Source organism: Chitinophaga sp. CB10 (genome assembly GCA_001870995.2).
Lineage (GTDB): Bacteria > Bacteroidota > Bacteroidia > Chitinophagales > Chitinophagaceae > Chitinophaga.
Genome location: MLAV02000002.1, coordinates 437931 through 453978 on the forward strand (window position 1 = coordinate 437931; position 16048 = coordinate 453978).

Here is a 16048-nt window from a genome sequence, read left to right on the forward strand (position 1 = left end):
AACAACGTTATGAAAAACACGTACGGTTGTAAATCAATCGCCCTTCCGCCAGGTAATTTCCTTTCATGGAAAATATTCCTGGCGCTCCTTCTCTGCGTATATTCGTCCGCGTTATACGCGCAACAAAACATCCAGATCCACGGCGCCGTTACTTCGCAAAGCGGGGAACCCCTCCCTGGCGCCAATGTACAGGTAAAAGGCACTACCAAAGGCGCCGCCACCGGCGTAGACGGCAGCTTTAGCCTCAGCGCTCCCGCCGGCGCGGTCCTGCGAATTACCTACACTGGTTTCCTCCCGAAGGAAATTACGCTTGGCAACAGCGACATGCCGCACCTCAACATCCAGCTAAACGTTAATAAAGGAGAACTGAACGAAGTAGTCGTGGTAGGGTATGGTACCCAAAAACGGTCGGACCTTACCGGCTCCATCACCAGCATCAGCTCCCAGGCCCTGCGGGATGTGCCTTCCGCCAACCTCAGCCAGGCCCTGAAAGGCCAGGGCGCCGGCATCGATGTGCAAAAGAGCGGCGGTAACAGTAAACCCGGGGCAAAGCCAACGATCCTCATCCGCGGCAGCCGCTCCCTGAAAGCCACGAACTCCCCCCTGTTTGTAGTGGACGGTATCCCCTTCAACGGCGATATCAACGATATCAACCCGGATGACATCAGCTCCATACAGGTCCTGAAAGACGCTTCCGCCACGGCCATCTATGGCTCCCGCGGCGCTAACGGCGTCATACTCGTCACCACCAAACGCGGCATTGCCGGCGGCACCGTAGTCACCTACAGCGGATATGCCGGTTTCGTAAAGCCTTCCGGCCGGTACGATCTCATGAATTCCGAACAATATGCAGGCTTGAAAAAATGGGCCTTCTACAACGCTGACCCGGTGAAATACAGCAGCCCGGAAGATCCCAAAATCATGCTGGATGCTTTTGATGCAGTAGAGCGCGACGGGCTGGCCAAAGGGCGCAATACCGACTGGCAGGACCTCGTGTACCGCACCGGCCTGCAAACCAACCACCAGGTAGGCGTTTCCGGCGGTACGGAAAAAACGCAATACAATATCAGCGGCGGCTATTACAAGGAAACCGGCGTGTACCCCGGCCAATCATTTGAACGCTTCAGCGTAAAAATTGGCGTGGATCACCAGATCAACAAAACGTTTAAATTAGGTATCAGCTCCCTGAACAACTACTCCACCACCATCGGGGAAAGCGCAAACCCCATGGGGCAGGTGCTGCGCGCCAGCCCTATGGCCCCGGCGTTTGACAGCGCGGGCAATGTGCTGAACGACTATGTAGCCGGCAGCGCCGCGCAGATATGGAACCCGCTGGCCAACTTCCTGCCGGGCGCCGTGATAGAAAGGCGTAAACGCACCGGTACCTTCACCACGGGCTACCTGGATGTGAACATCCTGCCGGGACTACGGTATCGCCTGAACGCAGGCGCGGAAATCAAAAGCGATAACTACGGTAACTTCTACGCCAGCAAAACCACGAACAACCTCGGCAACCTGAATACCAGCGAAACCAACTACGGGCAAAACACCAGCTTCACGGTGGAAAACCTGTTGTATTACGACAAGTCCATCCGCAAGCACCGGTTCAGCTTTACGGGCTTATACAGTATCCAGGAGTCCGACAGCCGGACTACGAAATATACCAACAACACCCTCCTGTCCGACAACCTGGAATACGCCAACCCGCAGTATGCTTCCAACCTGGCCGGCAGCGGCTCCGACCCTAAATGGGACATTATTTCCTACATGGGCCGCCTTTTCTACAGCTATGACGACCGTTACCTCCTTACGCTCGTCATGCGCTCCGACGGCAGCTCCAGGCTCGCGCCAGGCAACCAGTTCAAAGGATTTCCATCCGCGGTGCTCAGCTGGAACCTCAGCAACGAAAAGTGGGCACGCGATTCAAAAGTCATCTCCAACATGAAGCTCCGCGCCAGTTACGGCCGGGTAGGCAATACCGCCATCGATCCCTACCAGACTAAAGGCGCACTCAATGCGCTGAACTACAACTACGGCAGCACCAATGTTACCGGCGCCTATCTCAACGCAGCGCCCAACATGAACCTGCAGTGGGAGTACACTACCTCCGCTAACTTCGGGATAGATTTTGCCCTGTTCAACAACCGCATCAGTGGTAACGTGGAAGCCTATACGCAGCAGACCAGCAACCTCCTGCTGCCGCAAAAGCTGCCCGGTACCACCGGTATTCCCGGCAACGTACTGGTAAACGTGGGTAAAACGGAAAACAAGGGCGTGGAAGTACACCTCGCCACCGTCAACATCCAGTCCAATAAGGCTAATGGCTTCAACTGGACGACGGACCTGAACTGGTACCTCAACCGCGGCAAGATCACGCAGCTGTACAACAACATCCAGCAAGACCTCGCCAACAACTGGTTTGTAGGTTACCCCATCGGGGAATATTACGATTACCAGCGCATCGACCTCTGGCAGAATACCAAAGCGGATTCCCTCACGGCCAAAGCATATAAGCAAAGCGTGAGCGGGCCTACCTCCGTCATCGGGAACATCCGTGTTGTAGATGTGAATAAAGACAGTACTTTCAGCGCTGCGGACAAAACCCTCATCGGCAGCCCGCAACCTAAGTGGGAGGGTGGTATGACGAACCGCTTCAGCTACAAGGGCCTGGACTTTACCATCGTGGTTTTTGCGCGTATTGGCGGCATGCTGAACAGTAAGCTGTACGGGGGCGGTTTTGCCAATACCTTCCAGGGAAATTATAACAACCTGAACGTGCATTACTGGACGCCCACCAATGGCGAAACCTATTACCCCAAACCCAACAATTCATCTACCCAAACGCAATACAATACCACGCTTGGTTACCTGGATGGCAGCTTCCTGAAAATCAGGAGCCTGAGCCTGGGCTACAACCTGCCACAGTCCTTCGTGCAGCGGCTGAAAGCCCGGTCCCTGCGGGTATATGCCACCGCCCAGGATCCGTTCATCCTGTTTTCAGAATACCGCAACAAATACCACGGGGTAGACCCTGAATCCGCCGGCAACATCAACGCGGATACGCCCGGCACCTGGTCTATGATTTTTGGGATTAACCTGACTTTATAACGTTAAAGCATTCCGTAATGAAAAAGATACTTTATATAGGCTGCATCGCCACCGCTGCCCTGCTGATAGGCGGATGTAAAAAAATGCTGGTAGAAAAACCGCATGGGGTACTGACACCTGAATTCTATAAAACAAGCCAGGGCCTGAAAGCCGGACTGGATGCCGCTTACGCCGGCACCCGCACCATCTGGGGCAACGAGGATTACTTTTCGCTCACGACGCCCGCCACGGACGAATGGCTGCGTGGCAACGACGGCAACAAGGACCTCTTCCTGCTGTCCACCGCCTACCAGTCCACCGACGGTAAGGTAACCGCCCTATGGAACAACTGTTATACCTACATCAATTCCTGCAACGCCGTTATTGAAAACGCGCCTAATGTTACCGGCATTAAAGACGACCTGAAAGCCAGGATGGTAGCGGAAGCCAAGTTTCTCCGTGCGAATTATTATTTTGTTTTGGTGCAGTTGTGGGGAGATGTAACCCTTTCAACGAAATTTAACACGGAACCGCTTACTTCCGCTAAGCGGGATCCCATGGCGGCGGTGTATGCAAATATTATCCAGGACCTCAAAGACGCAATGGCCGTATTGCCAAAAAGTCCCTCCACGAAAGGCGTGGACCCTGGCAGGGCTACCCTGGTAGCCGCCCAGCATGTGCTGGCGAAGGTGTACCTGACCCGTGCGGGCAGCAGCGCCAAACAGCCGGATGATTACCAGAACGCCTATACGAATGCGATAGATATCATCAATAATGCAGGCGCATTGGGCGTAGCCTTATTGCCTGATTTCGCCAATGTATTTGCGGAAGGCAATGAAAACAGCGGGGAAGTATTGTGGGCGGTACAACACACCAGCAGCCTGGCTTACAACGGTTCTCCCAACCAGGATAACCGTACGCCGGATAATATGCTCGTGCATTTGTTTGTGCCCCAGTACGAAAAGGTGGATGGAATGCAAAGGGATATCCTCGGCGGGCGGCCTTACATTCGTACGGTGCCTTCCCGCTGGCTGACGGACACGGTGTTTGCAGAAAGGAAGAACGATACCCGCTTTGCTAAAACCTTCCAGACGGTTTGGTATTGCAACAATGCGAACAGCATCCCTAAATGGCCTACTCCTTTGCCTTCGGGCGCTCCTGCCGGCGCAGTAGCGGGCGGTCCTAAATTCAAACTGGGAGATACGGCCATATACCTGCCGATGGGGCCTAAAACTGCGCAGCAGATTGCAGCGGCGCCGTACACGATGATCCCGTCCGACCAGTATAATTCCCGCATGAGTCCTGCTTTGATGAAGTATATCGATACCAAGCGCAGCGACATGAACGCGCCCTCCATCCGTCCGGTGATTGCCTACCGGCTGGCGGAAACCTACCTGATTGCCGCGGAAGCGCTGATGATGGCAGGGCGTACAGCTGATGCCGTACCGTATATCAATGCAGTGCGGGAGCGCGCAGCGTACCCTACGGGCAACAAGGCCGCTATGGATATTACCGCGGCGGATTTGAACCTGGATTTCATTTTGGACGAACGTTCCCGTGAGCTGGCGGGCGAAAATGTGCGCTGGCTGGACCTGGCGCGTACCGGGCAGCTGGAAGCCCGTATTAAGAAGCATAACACGGAGTGCAGGGCTAACTTCCAAAGCCCGAAACACCTGCTGCGGCCCATCCCGCTGGATCAGATCAATGCGGTGACCACGGGCCCGGCCTACGGTCAGAATAAGGATTGGTTGTAGTTGGTTTCCTGTGGAGTTTTTTTTCTCGCAAAGATGCATAAGGAGCAAAGCACGCAAGGCAGGTTTGTTTTTTTTAAGGCGCGGGTTGCAATTGTTTTACCAACTGGAATTCTTTGCGTGCTTTGCCCTCTCCTGAATTGCAGCAAAAAGCCGCCCCAGCCCGCAGGCCCCTTTGCGTGCTTTGCCCCTTATGTATCTTTGCGAGAAATTACCCGCGCCTATCCCGCCAATTCCCCCACCATGCTGAAACATATCACGCCCAGCACAATCAGCGTGATAAACACATACAGGAAATCCCGTTCCAGCAAAAATGCAAAAGCGGACAACGCTACCCGAATAATCGGCGTAGCAATCAGGCATACCACGCCCAGCTGGATTATCTCCATGCCGTGAATCCCCCGTACGCCGTGGATGATCCCGGAAATGCTGTCCAGTCCGGCACGCACGCCGGTAAATTCCCGGTAGCCGGGCAGTTCCGTCCCATGGCGGTAGAGGTAAATTATCCCTCCGGTGAATACCAATACGCTGGCGGTGATCACGCCCAGTCGCAGCTGTTTACCGATGAGTTGCTGTATATCTTTATCTGCCCAATATCCTTTCGAAAAAAAGTGTTTCATGATCTTAGAGTTTTCCGGTGTAACCATTGTAAATCATCTGGATGGCGAGGAAGGCGATAACAACGCTAAAGACTATACGCAGTTTTGTAACGTTGGCGCGCACCAGTAGTTTGGAGCCGCCCAGTGCGCCGGCGAGTACACCCAGCACTACGGGCAGGCAGAGGCCGGGGGAGATGTAGCCTCGCTGCAGGTACACCACTGCGCTGGCGGCTGCCGTTACGCCGATCATGAAGTTGCTGGTGGTCGTGGATACCTTAAACGGGATGCGCATGATATTATCCATGGCGAGCACTTTCAGCGCGCCGCTGCCAATACCGAGCAAGCCGGACATGATGCCGGCAAACATCATCATAAAATAGCCGCCGGCTACGCGGTGCACGGTGTAGGTCACTTTCCCGTCAGGGGTGGGATAGCTGCCGTTTAAATGCAGTTTTCTTGCGAGTTCACTGGTATCGTTATTCACTACCGTATTGGCTTTGGGCTTGAACGACAGGATGGCGGAAAAAATAAGAACGCAGCCGAAAATGATGGCAACGATATTGGTAGGCATGAAAACCGCTACCAGCGCGCCAATTACGGCGCCGGTAGTGGTGGCTATTTCCAGGAACATGCCGATCCGGATGTTGGTGATGCCTTCTTTCACATAGGCAGCGGCCGAGCCGGAGGAAGTGGCGATGGAAGCGATGAGTGCGGTACCGATGGCATAGCGGATGTCTACATGAAAAACGAGGGTGAGTAAGGGAATAATGACCACACCGCCTCCCAGGCCGGTGAGGGACCCCAGCATGCCGGCCGTGAATGCGCCCAGCAGCAGGATCAGCGTGAAAGCTAAAATCGTCATAAGATGGTTGGTTGGTGTTTTGATGCAATCCCGGGTATAAAAACCCCGGGATTTATATGATTGTTGCAAAAGTAAGCAGAATATGATTCTGGCAATCCCACAATCTATAAGTAACTTGCAGGCTGTTAATTAACTGATTATTATGATACGAGTTGGTGAATACAACTACCTGCGGGTGAAAAAGAAGGCTGAATTTGGGGTATATCTCGAAGGCGTGGACCAGGAAATACTGCTGCCTACACGCTTTGTACCAGCCGGTACAAAGGTGGGCGATGAATTGAAAGTCTTTGTTTACCACGATTCAGAAAACCGGTTAATTGCCACCACGCAAAAGCCTTACGGCGTAGTGGGGGATATTGTCAGCCTCAAAGCCGTAAGCACTACCCACCAGGGCGCGTTTCTGGACTGGGGCCTGATGAAAGATATTTTTGTACCCACTTCGCAGCAACTTTCGAAGATGGTCCCCGGGCAGGAGTACCTGGTAAAAATCTATTTGGATGAGCTAACGGGCCGTGTGGCTGCTACCGAGCGGATCGAAAGTACGCTCAGCAACGAAAATATAGCGCTCGCTGAAAAAGACCCTGTAGATATTATTATTTACCGCAGGACCCAGATCGGGTACGTGGTGATAGTGAATAACACGCACCTGGGCATGCTGCACCACAGCGATATTTTCAGGCCGGTAGACATTGGGGAAAAGCTGAAAGGTTTCGTGCGCCAGGTAAAGGATAACAAAATCGACGTGGCGTTGGGCCAACCCGGCTTTAAGAAAGTGGAAGATGAAGGCGCGAAAATTTTACGCCTCCTGCAGGAAAATAACGGTTACCTGCCGTATCATGATAAGTCCACCCCGGAAGAGATCCAGGCTTTTTTCGGGATGAGCAAAAAAACGTTTAAGATGACAACCGGCAACCTTTACAAGCAGCAAAAAATTGTATTTACGCAAACCGGAATTAAGTCGGTGGAGGAATAACGGTTAAAATATTATGAGGCTGCGCTTGCATCGATAACACATATGTGTTATATTAGCGTATTACTATCCTAACCATAGATTTATGAAAAAAATCGCTATCGTTGCCGCAGCCCTCGGCATCCTCATCGCGCTGAGCGCATTTGTAGCCAGTACAAACTCACTTATTGGCATTAAGACCTTCTTTAGGCTTGGTCTTGGCGGACTTGGGCTGATGATGCTTGCCAGTGCCTACTTCCTTGTTTCTTCGTTCCTGGTTTCGCAGATGCTTCTCCGACAGAAGCTCCTTGAAATGGAGTAAATCTTTTTCGGGCGGGACGTCATTCAACAAATCTCCTGCCCGTACTCCCAGCGCTTCCGCAATGCGGTGGATCATATCAAACCCCGGTTGCCGGCGTGCATTGAGAATTTTGTTCAGATACGCAGGTTCTACTCCCACCTCATATGCAAATACGGCCTGCGTCCACCCCTTGGCTATTCGCGCGGCGTCAGCATTATATGCAAAGATTATCAGTTCCTCTGTGTATTTAAACATGCAGGCAAGATAGACCCGCACTGGATTATAGTTCAAGCACAATAGTACTAGCACTTTTGTACTTTATATGTAAAAAGCTTATATTCATATCAAAAAAGCATGGAAAAAGACGAGATGTTAAATGTAATAATTGGAAAATTCCTCTCAGAATTAGCAGCATTGGATCAAAATGCGATATCCCTTGTCACCGTGACACTCACAGTTAAACCCGAATACTTCCCTAAAACCGGTTACAGGCAACAGTTGGAAATAGACGGAACCATTAAATCCATTCACGAGCAACAAGGTACGCAACCAATGCCGTACTACGTTACGTGCTACGAACAGTAATAACTACAATTGTTTTTTATTTCTTGGAGGTGCAGGCTTCTCACGGCGGGCAGCAGCCTTTTCCTGCTTTTTCCTTTCCAGGTTCCTGCGGTGTTTTTCCTCCAGTTGCTCCCTGAAAAGGCGCAATTCTTCTTCGCTGGCGACACGTTTTAATAAATCGCTGGCGGGCATCTTCAATGCCTCTGCAATCCGGTGTATCATGTTAAACCCGGGGTAACGGCGGGCATTCAGGATTTTGTTCAAATACGACTCCACTGCCTCCATTTCACCGGCAAGATCTGCCTGCGTCCAGCCCATTTTATTGCGGGCTGCTTCCACATTATAAGCGAAATTGAGTAGTTCTTCCTGGTATTTTGACATGGCCGGCAATATAAAGCCGTGTTGTTTTGTAGTTCATGTACTATATTGCTAGCACTATCGTACTATATATATAATTCATTAATTAACATCGATTTATAATATGAAAAAATGGAAAATTTAAATTGCAAGGATTAGAAAAAATTTTTCACGGTTAACCATGCATGATCAAAATGCAATCCTGATTGTAACTACAACAATGGATGTCCATCCAAAAACAACTACTACTCCGGCAGGTCCGGCAACAGCTCCTTCGGCGATACGCGTAATGCATCCGCCAGGGCGTACACGGTACTTAAACTGGGATCCGTTTTGCCATTTTCCAGGCGGGTCATATAACTGGGTTCCATATCCGCTTCAAAAGCCACTTCTACCTGCGTGAGTTTGCGCGCCAATCTCAGTTTTTTGAGGTTGGCGCCAAAAGCTTTGATGATATGTGGGTTCTTCTCCGGCATTAAAACTCGAAATATACCTTGAATACGCACGATTAGACGGGCACAACAGCACTAGTTCGTTAAAACTATATGCGTAAATGGTTATATCTCAGTAAGCTACATGGGAGAATTAATATGCAAGAAATATTCTCAAAATCTAAAGTTGGGTAACATTTCGAGATTCGAAGTTAGCAAAATAGTATGGAATCATGATAAAAAAAAGAGGCAGTCGCGGAGGGCGCGACTGCCTGAAAATAGTGGGTTTTCACAAATAGAGTTATTTTAAAACATGTAGGACCAGGCCTACTTCCAGCACTCCGCTGGAATAGTTTTTCAGTCCTGACGTTTGTGTCGTGTACATTACCTGGAATCCCGCAATGGAACGATAATTAAATCCTGCGCCGATGGTACAGTTCCTGCTCGTATGATACATTCCGAATACATTCAGGTACTCATTCGCCAGCACCAGGTTTGCCCCGATGTCCACCAGGTCGTCATAGCCGCGGACGCCCCTGTAGCATACTTTTGGCTCTACATAAGGCACTGCATCGCTCAGCCGTATCCTATAGGCAGCAGCGGCAAAAAAGGTGGTGGCGTCAATCGTTTGATCTTCCTGTTTGCGGAGGTTATTCATGATGTTAGGCATAGCCGCCTGCAGGGTAAGGCTCCCATTGGTGTAAGCCATACCGTAATCCACCTCGAAGTAATTGTCGCGGCGGTTAAATGCACCGATGCCCGGATCTGTCACTTCCCCTACAATGGCTGATTTATCCAGCCGCTCGCTGTTGATCCCGAGGGATAAACCGAAGTGCAGCTGGTCTTTCCCCGTTGCGTTTAAAGGCAGGTGGTAGGCATAGGTCATCGCGATTTTAGTACGGTTGATTAACCCCGCTTTGTCGTTGAAAATATTTAAACCTGCGCCCACCCTGTTGCCTACATAATAATCCGCCGTGCCGGCTTTCGTTACCGGGGAGCCGGGTACATCGTTCCACTGGCCCCTGTAGGAAAGATTTACATGCAGCCCTGTATCAATACCTGCCATCGCAGGATTGGCGAGGTATTGGTTCTGAAAATACTGGCTGCCCAGGGGTTGCAGCGGCGCCGTTCCTTTGGACCATCCCTGCCCCTGCACCAGCGGCGCATAGGCTAACAATACCAGGATTGCAACAACGCTGAGAAATTTATGTAACATCTGATCAATCTGTTTAGTGTTCGTGAATAATGGTAATAAAGCCTTTCAGGCGGCTGCCGTTGCCCAGGTCAAGGATATAATAGTAGGTTCCTTCCGCCAGCCGCTGCCCGTTCACCTTACCATCCCACTCGTTATTGTATCCTTTACGGGCGTACACCATTCTGCCGGCACGGTCAAAGATTTTCACCTCATTATTCAGGTACCTGCCAATGTTTTTCACCACCCAGCGGTCGTTAATGCCGTCCCCGTTTGGCGTCAGCAGGTTGGCTGCTTCCACCTGCACCTCGCCGCGCACTTCTACTTTGTAATCGGTAGTTACCGTACAGCCGTTAGCGTTAGTAACCGTAACGAGGTACACACTGGTGGCCTCCGGCTTCAGCGTCAGCACCGGGGTGTTCCTGCCGTCGATGATGTATGCGCCGTCGCCCCATTCGTAGCTCACGCCGCCGCTTGCGGTCAGCTTCACCACACTGCCCGCGGGTACCGGGTTGGGTTTGTCGCTCACCACCTGCACATCCGGCAATTCATTTACCAGCAGCTCAAACGTAATAGCCACCTGGTCCACACCGCCGTTAGCTACGCCGCCATCATCCCGCACCAATACTGTAATGGTGGTGCTGCCTTTGGTTTTATCCTTTAAGGTAAATCGTACTGCGCCGGTACCATCCTTATTATCGCGGGTTGTCAGGTCGGTAAAGAAGTCTTGCGAGCTGGTAGCCACAATGGTAATCGCCTGTCCTTTTTCCGGCCCCGCGCTCAGGCCTGTAATACGTATTTCCTGCGCCTGATGGCCATCGCACACTATTTGTTTGGTCACCGCATCAATGGTAGGCGCCTCGTTTACATCCACCACGGAAACCGTCAGGTCTTTCTCCAACGTTAATCCGCGTTTATCGGTGACGCGTACACGAACGGTATAACTGTTTTTCTGTTCATAATCAAATACCGCATCGGACAGGAGCTGGTTAGCTGCATTGATCCTGAACTTAGCGTCGTCCGCTCCGCCTGCAAAAGCGAAAGTCAATACATCTCCCGCATCCGGGTCAGTAGCGCTCAGGGTACCTATTACCGTGCCTGCGGGCGCATTTTCCAGGATAGTATTTTTATCCAGGGAGATGTTAGTAGGCGCTGCATTGACAGCGGTAACGGTGATAGTCACCTCTTTCTCTATCCATAAGCCGCCGGCATCGGTGACGCGTACACGAATCGTGTAATTTTGCTGTTGCGTATAATCCAGTTGCGCATTTACCAACACCTGGTTACCGGAGATGCTGAATTTCGCCTGGTCGGCCCCGCCTGTAATGGTCCAGGTAAAGCTGTCATTTGCATCCGGATCCGTTGCCGTCAGGTTGCCTACTACTGTGCCTACAGGTTTCATTTCAGCGATGCTGGTATTGTCCAGCGAAAAGTCCACCGGCGCCTCGTTTACATTGGTCACCTGGATCACGAAGTCCTTGGTATAACTCAGGCCTGCGGCATCGGTCACTTTAATTTTAATGTGGTATTGCTGTTTGGTTTCGTAGTCAAATACAGCTTTGGTAACCAGCGTAGTACCGTTGATATCAAAAGCAGCATCATCTGCGCCACCGCCAAAACTGAAGGTCAGCACATCGCCTGCATCCGGGTCTGCTCCGGATAAGGCGCCTACCGTTGTACCAACCGCTTCGTTTTCCGCCACCTTGTTATTACTCAGGGCAACGTCTACCGGCGCTTCATTAACATTTGTTACCGTGATGGTAAATACTTTCTCATTTGTCAGTCCGTCCGCATCCTTCACCTGTACCTTAATGGAGTAGGTATGTCCTTTTTCGTAATCGAACACTACTTTATTGTACAGCTTATCGTTCACGATCAGGAAGCTGTCCGCATCCAGGCCAGGCAGCAGCGTATAGGTAAAGGTTTCATTTGCATTGGCATCTGTAGCGCTAAAGGCGCCGATCAGCGTATTCACCGGCTTGTTCTCCTCTATGCTGTTGGCGGACAATGCCACATCTGTTGGGGCAAGCGGCACATGTACCACCTGTATCGTCAGTTGTTTGGTAAAGCTCAATCCACCGGCATCTGTTGTTGTTACACTGATCGTGTAGGTGGATTTTACCGTTCTGTCAAATGTCTGTTTTGTTACCAGCTGGTTGCCTGTTACCTGGAAGGCATCGTTATCGCCGCCGGCGGCCAGCGTATAGGTAAAGGTATCGCCCCCGTCCACATCCGTGGTGGATAACGTGCCTACGACTGTGTTTACCGCCGCGTTTTCCCCAATAGTGTTATTGGATAGGGAGAGATCGGATGGCGCCTCGTTGACGTTCTTCACGTGGATGGTGAAATCTTTCTCCACATCAAGTCCTTCGCCATCCACTGCGCGGACACGGATCGTGTAGGTATTTTTTGTTTCGTAGTCAAAAGCGGCTGCGGTCTTCAGCTGGTACCCGTCAATGGTAAACAGGCTGGCATCCGCGCCGGGTACGAGTTGCAGGACAAACGTGAAATTGTCCGGATCCTGTACGGTAAATGTTCCTACCAGGGTACCGGCAGGTTTATTTTCATCTACGGTATTATTATCCAGGGAGATATCAGCCGGACTTTCATTCACGTTTTGCACGTGGATGGTAAAGTCCTTCTCTATGTAAAGGCCATGGGCATCCTGTGCGCGGATACGGATCGTGTACGTCTGTTTTGATTCGTAGTCGAATACGGCCGCTGTTCTCAGGATGTTGTCCGTTCCGAGTGTAAAGCTGGCTGCATCAAGGGTATTTACCAATGAAAAGCTGAGTACATCATTGTCAGGGTCCGCTCCCGTTACATTGGCCACAGGCGTACCTGTGGGCTTGTTTTCATCAATGCTGGTATTATTCAGCAGGATGTCCGTTGGCGCTTCATTTACGTTATTTACGTTGATAACAAGGTCCCTGCTAAAGGTAGCGCCGTTATTATCAGTAACCTTAACGGTTATACGATATTGATTTTTGGTTTCATAATCAAACACCGCTTTGGTGAGCAGCTGCCCTGCCGTGTTGATTTCAAAGCTGCCCATATCCGGCCCGCCGGTGATTTCAAAAGTAAAGGTATTACCAGCGTCCGGGTCAGTAGCGCCCAGTACGCCTACCACGGTACCTGCCGGGGCATTTTCATCCACGGCGGAAGGGGTCAGCGTAATATCGGTCGGAGCGCTGTTGATAGTAGCCATTACCGTCAGCACGTTACTGGCGCTGTTAGGGCGGCCTACCGCATCGGATAATTGTCCGGCGGGTAATTGAACCGTTACGGAGCCACTGGCAGCAGGAGCTATGGTGAGCTTATAATGCGTATCGGATAATTTCTGCACGCCGGTTACCGTGCCGTTTGAAACGGTGAATATACCAGCTGTTACAGGGTCCATGGCTTTACTGCCTACTACGTCCACATCAAAGCTGTTCAATGCAACGGACGGTCCGGAGAGCACGATATTAAAAGGCGCCGGATCATAGGTCCAGGTAACTGTATTGGAAACGGCATTGGGGATGCCGGTGATGCTCTGTACTATATTTCCTTTAAGGTACACGCTCACCACGCCGGGCGTGGCAGGGTTCACCTTCAACTGGTAATCCTGGTTACTCAATTGCGTCAATGTAATGCCCTGTACATTGGTGGTAACAAAGCTCGCTGCTGAAATGGCGCCGTATATTGGTGTGGAGAAGTGTATGTTGATTGTAAACGGCGATGTGTACCCGTCCACTTTCGTCAGCTCCGGTTGCGGCACTTCATTGTTGAATACCGCGGTGAATGTAGCCGCGGCGGAGAGCGGATTTCCGGCCTTGTCATAAAACGCAGCGGGGTTCACCGTTACACTGAAGTTACCGGTTGCGCCGGGCGTCACCAGCGCTGTATAATGCTGATCATCCACTTTGGCGAGCGCGCCCTGTGAAGCGTTCGTAAAGCTGAACGCGGCAGGGTCGCCAGGGACTACTGCCTCATTGAACGTATAAGTGATGGTAAACGGCGCGCCATATGCCCCGCCACCGGCGGGCAATGTAAGCACCGGCGGCGTATGATCATAGGTGATGGCGGTACTGCTGATGCCCATGCTGATTTTGTTACCGGCATTGTCGCGTACATCAGCAGTGGACAGCAGGGCGAGGGACAAGTTGCCATCGCCGGTGATACCATTCAACTCCAGGCGGAAGGAGGAAGGAGAAAGCCGTACTATATTTGAAACCGTTGCACTGTTTACTGTACCGGTTACGTAAGTCGCAAAATCTGTTGGCGCCGGCGCGGTTACTTCCTCGCTGAAAGTCAGCAGGAACGCGCCTGTATTCAGGTTGGTCGGCGAAGTGGTCAGCGGCGCCAGGGCAATGGGTTTAGGAGCTTCGACATCATAAAGGAACGGCGGGGCGGATCGACCAATGTTACCGTTTCCGTATTCATCGAACGCGGCATTTTCCATAACGCTGAGGTTAATCTCGGCCGTAGGCCCCACAGGAACAAAAGAAATTTTATATACCGTACCATTATTAGGCGCCAGTTCGGTAATGCTGACCGTGCCATTGGTACCCAGGAGGCCTGTAGGACTCAGTCCGGACACGGGTTCGCTGAAAGTCACCACCGCTTCAAACTGTTGCAGCGTGCTATTGGCAGACGGCGCAATACTCAACACGGTGGGCCGGATCAGGTCATAGCTTACGATCAGCTCATTCGATGCAAGGTTATCCAGGTTCGTTTCACCTTTTATTGCACCCGCCAGCAGCTGTACGGAAATCGCGCCGGATGCGGGCGTAGCGGCAGGCGTAATTTCGTATTTATATACGCCCACGGACGGATTACCGGTGAACACTGCAGTAGCATTGGTCACCGCCAGTTTAGACGGATCGAATGTGGCCGGCAGCACTGTTTTATCAAACACTACATTCACCGTAAAAGGCCCATTCACCCTGGTTTTGCCGCCAACTACCGCAATAGTGGGAACAGGCGCGGTGAGCGTAGCCTTCTCCATATAATAGGAATCGCTTACCCCGCTTACTTCCAGCGGGTTGCCGGCCAGGTCCTTAATGCCGCTGGGGCCGGGGAGCAGCGTTACGCCAAGCATCCCGGAATCGCGGTGATCCAGGTTGGTAACATTCAGAAAAGTGATCAATCCTGTTTGCTGGTCAGGATTCATAACTACATTATAATCGCTGTAGGTCACTTTCGTGGTGCCGGTAGCTACCCATCCCGCTTTGGTAACGTTGGTTACCTTTTCAGAGAAGCGGATGGTGAACGACAGGGAAGGCACGCTTACCGCAACGTCCTTAGGGCCGGTGAGCCGGAAAACGTCCGGCACGGGCGGCGTTCCGTCCACATTCATATTGGCAGCGCTGGCAGGCGTACCGGCGGGCAGGGGTACAAATCCCTGGTCCAGGTAATCGCCCGAGGCTACGTCGCGTATCAGGCCGGATGCGATTTCCAGCTTGTTATCAAAATAGATGGTACCGTTGCTGAGGTCATCTCCATTGCTGATTACATAGCTGAATTTCTGTACGGCGGCATCTGCGGCGGATTCGTTGACGGCGTAATGCGTTTGCCCGTTGATCGTCAGCGCAATGCGCGACACGGCCGTGATGCGCACGACGCTGTTAAACGTCACCGTAAAGGTGAGCTTATCATTTTTTTTGTAAGAGCCGGATGCAGGTACCTGCACACTGCTAATAACCGGCACTGAAGCCGCTTTGAGGGGCGCAGTACGCGCGTTGGCCGATGCTGCAAAAAAGGTTAGTAGGAGTAAAACAAGAGAAATCAAAAAGCTGTTTCTCTGACGATGTACGTTAAAGTGGTGCATAGTCGGATGAATAGCCAATATAGATACAGGGATAAGCTGTATGTATTGGTAGTACTTAAATAATTGATTTTGATGTAGTAAAGCGATCGATTATCTGCTGCAGGCAATGCGATTCGCAGCTTTTCGGTAGGGTGGCTAAAATG

General features: G+C 51.5%; 11 protein-coding genes and 1 pseudogene. 5 read left to right on the forward strand and 7 right to left on the reverse strand.

Going from position 1 to position 16048, the window contains the following annotated elements:
* Window positions 1–9: 9 nt before the first annotated feature.
* Together BOC67_RS05060 and BOC67_RS05065 are read left to right on the forward strand one after the other, a co-directional pair.
* Window positions 10–3108 (forward strand): TonB-dependent receptor, encoded by a 3099-nt coding sequence (locus BOC67_RS05060; RefSeq protein WP_291908001.1) that lies wholly within the window; start codon window positions 10–12, stop codon window positions 3106–3108.
* Window positions 3109–3125: 17 nt separating this feature from the next.
* Window positions 3126–4841 carry a RagB/SusD family nutrient uptake outer membrane protein gene (locus BOC67_RS05065; protein WP_291908003.1) on the forward strand — a complete coding sequence of 572 codons (1716 nt, stop codon included), beginning with the start codon at window positions 3126–3128 and terminating at the stop codon, window positions 4839–4841.
* A gap of 218 nt (window positions 4842–5059) precedes the next feature.
* Here the strand turns inward: BOC67_RS05065 and BOC67_RS05070 are convergent, their stop codons facing one another.
* On the reverse strand, window positions 5060–5458 hold the full coding sequence (locus BOC67_RS05070; RefSeq protein WP_291908004.1) for a DUF1634 domain-containing protein: 399 nt from the start codon (window positions 5456–5458) through the stop codon (window positions 5060–5062).
* A 4-nt stretch (window positions 5459–5462) separates the two neighbouring features.
* A complete protein-coding gene (locus BOC67_RS05075; protein ID WP_291908005.1) occupies window positions 5463–6299 on the reverse strand; it encodes a sulfite exporter TauE/SafE family protein in 837 nt (278 codons plus the stop codon).
* A gap of 142 nt (window positions 6300–6441) precedes the next feature.
* Here BOC67_RS05075 and BOC67_RS05080 point away from each other — a divergent pair, with 142 nt between their 5' ends.
* Window positions 6442–7272: a S1-like domain-containing RNA-binding protein gene (locus BOC67_RS05080; RefSeq protein ID WP_291908006.1), complete on the forward strand. Its 831-nt coding sequence runs from the start codon at window positions 6442–6444 to the stop codon at window positions 7270–7272.
* An 82-nt stretch (window positions 7273–7354) separates the two neighbouring features.
* Window positions 7355–7570, forward strand: a complete 216-nt coding sequence (locus tag BOC67_RS05085; protein ID WP_291908008.1) for a hypothetical protein — start codon at window positions 7355–7357, stop codon at window positions 7568–7570.
* A gap of 24 nt (window positions 7571–7594) precedes the next feature.
* Here BOC67_RS05085 and BOC67_RS25375 read toward each other — a convergent pair.
* Window positions 7595–7804 (reverse strand): annotated as a pseudogene (locus tag BOC67_RS25375) (helix-turn-helix domain-containing protein); the annotation flags it as partial.
* 99 nt (window positions 7805–7903) lie between these two features.
* On the opposite strand from BOC67_RS25375, the gene BOC67_RS05090 reads away from it, so the two are divergent.
* On the forward strand, window positions 7904–8134 hold the full coding sequence (locus BOC67_RS05090) for a hypothetical protein (protein ID WP_291908010.1): 231 nt from the start codon (window positions 7904–7906) through the stop codon (window positions 8132–8134).
* Between the two features lie 3 nt (window positions 8135–8137).
* On the opposite strand, the gene BOC67_RS05095 is transcribed toward BOC67_RS05090, so the two are convergent.
* From BOC67_RS05095 to BOC67_RS05110, 4 genes are all read right to left on the reverse strand, one after another.
* The gene (locus BOC67_RS05095; protein ID WP_291908011.1) at window positions 8138–8494 is read right to left on the reverse strand and encodes a helix-turn-helix transcriptional regulator; all 357 of its coding nucleotides are present in this window, start codon (window positions 8492–8494) and stop codon (window positions 8138–8140) included.
* 221 nt (window positions 8495–8715) lie between these two features.
* On the reverse strand, window positions 8716–8946 hold the full coding sequence (locus BOC67_RS05100; protein WP_291908013.1) for a helix-turn-helix transcriptional regulator: 231 nt from the start codon (window positions 8944–8946) through the stop codon (window positions 8716–8718).
* 256 nt (window positions 8947–9202) lie between these two features.
* Complete coding sequence (locus tag BOC67_RS05105; RefSeq protein ID WP_291908014.1) at window positions 9203–10117, reverse strand: PorP/SprF family type IX secretion system membrane protein; 915 nt, start codon at window positions 10115–10117, stop codon at window positions 9203–9205.
* A gap of 13 nt (window positions 10118–10130) precedes the next feature.
* Window positions 10131–15785 (reverse strand): cadherin domain-containing protein, encoded by a 5655-nt coding sequence (locus BOC67_RS05110; protein WP_291908015.1) that lies wholly within the window; start codon window positions 15783–15785, stop codon window positions 10131–10133.
* Window positions 15786–16048: the final 263 nt, after the last annotated feature.

Excerpts from the sequence above, each read along its gene's own strand:
- BOC67_RS05060 (WP_291908001.1), top strand. The coding sequence starts at position 10 with ATGAAAAACACGTACGGTTGTAAATCAATCGCCCTTCCGCCAGGTAAT.
- BOC67_RS05065 (WP_291908003.1), top strand. The coding sequence starts at position 3,126 with ATGAAAAAGATACTTTATATAGGCTGCATCGCCACCGCTGCCCTGCTG.
- BOC67_RS05070 (WP_291908004.1), bottom strand. The coding sequence starts at position 5,458 with ATGAAACACTTTTTTTCGAAAGGATATTGGGCAGATAAAGATATACAG.
- BOC67_RS05075 (WP_291908005.1), bottom strand. The coding sequence starts at position 6,299 with ATGACGATTTTAGCTTTCACGCTGATCCTGCTGCTGGGCGCATTCACG.
- BOC67_RS05080 (WP_291908006.1), top strand. The coding sequence starts at position 6,442 with ATGATACGAGTTGGTGAATACAACTACCTGCGGGTGAAAAAGAAGGCT.
- BOC67_RS05085 (WP_291908008.1), top strand. The coding sequence starts at position 7,355 with ATGAAAAAAATCGCTATCGTTGCCGCAGCCCTCGGCATCCTCATCGCG.
- BOC67_RS05090 (WP_291908010.1), top strand. The coding sequence starts at position 7,904 with ATGGAAAAAGACGAGATGTTAAATGTAATAATTGGAAAATTCCTCTCA.
- BOC67_RS05095 (WP_291908011.1), bottom strand. The coding sequence starts at position 8,494 with ATGTCAAAATACCAGGAAGAACTACTCAATTTCGCTTATAATGTGGAA.
- BOC67_RS05100 (WP_291908013.1), bottom strand. The coding sequence starts at position 8,946 with ATGCCGGAGAAGAACCCACATATCATCAAAGCTTTTGGCGCCAACCTC.
- BOC67_RS05105 (WP_291908014.1), bottom strand. The coding sequence starts at position 10,117 with ATGTTACATAAATTTCTCAGCGTTGTTGCAATCCTGGTATTGTTAGCC.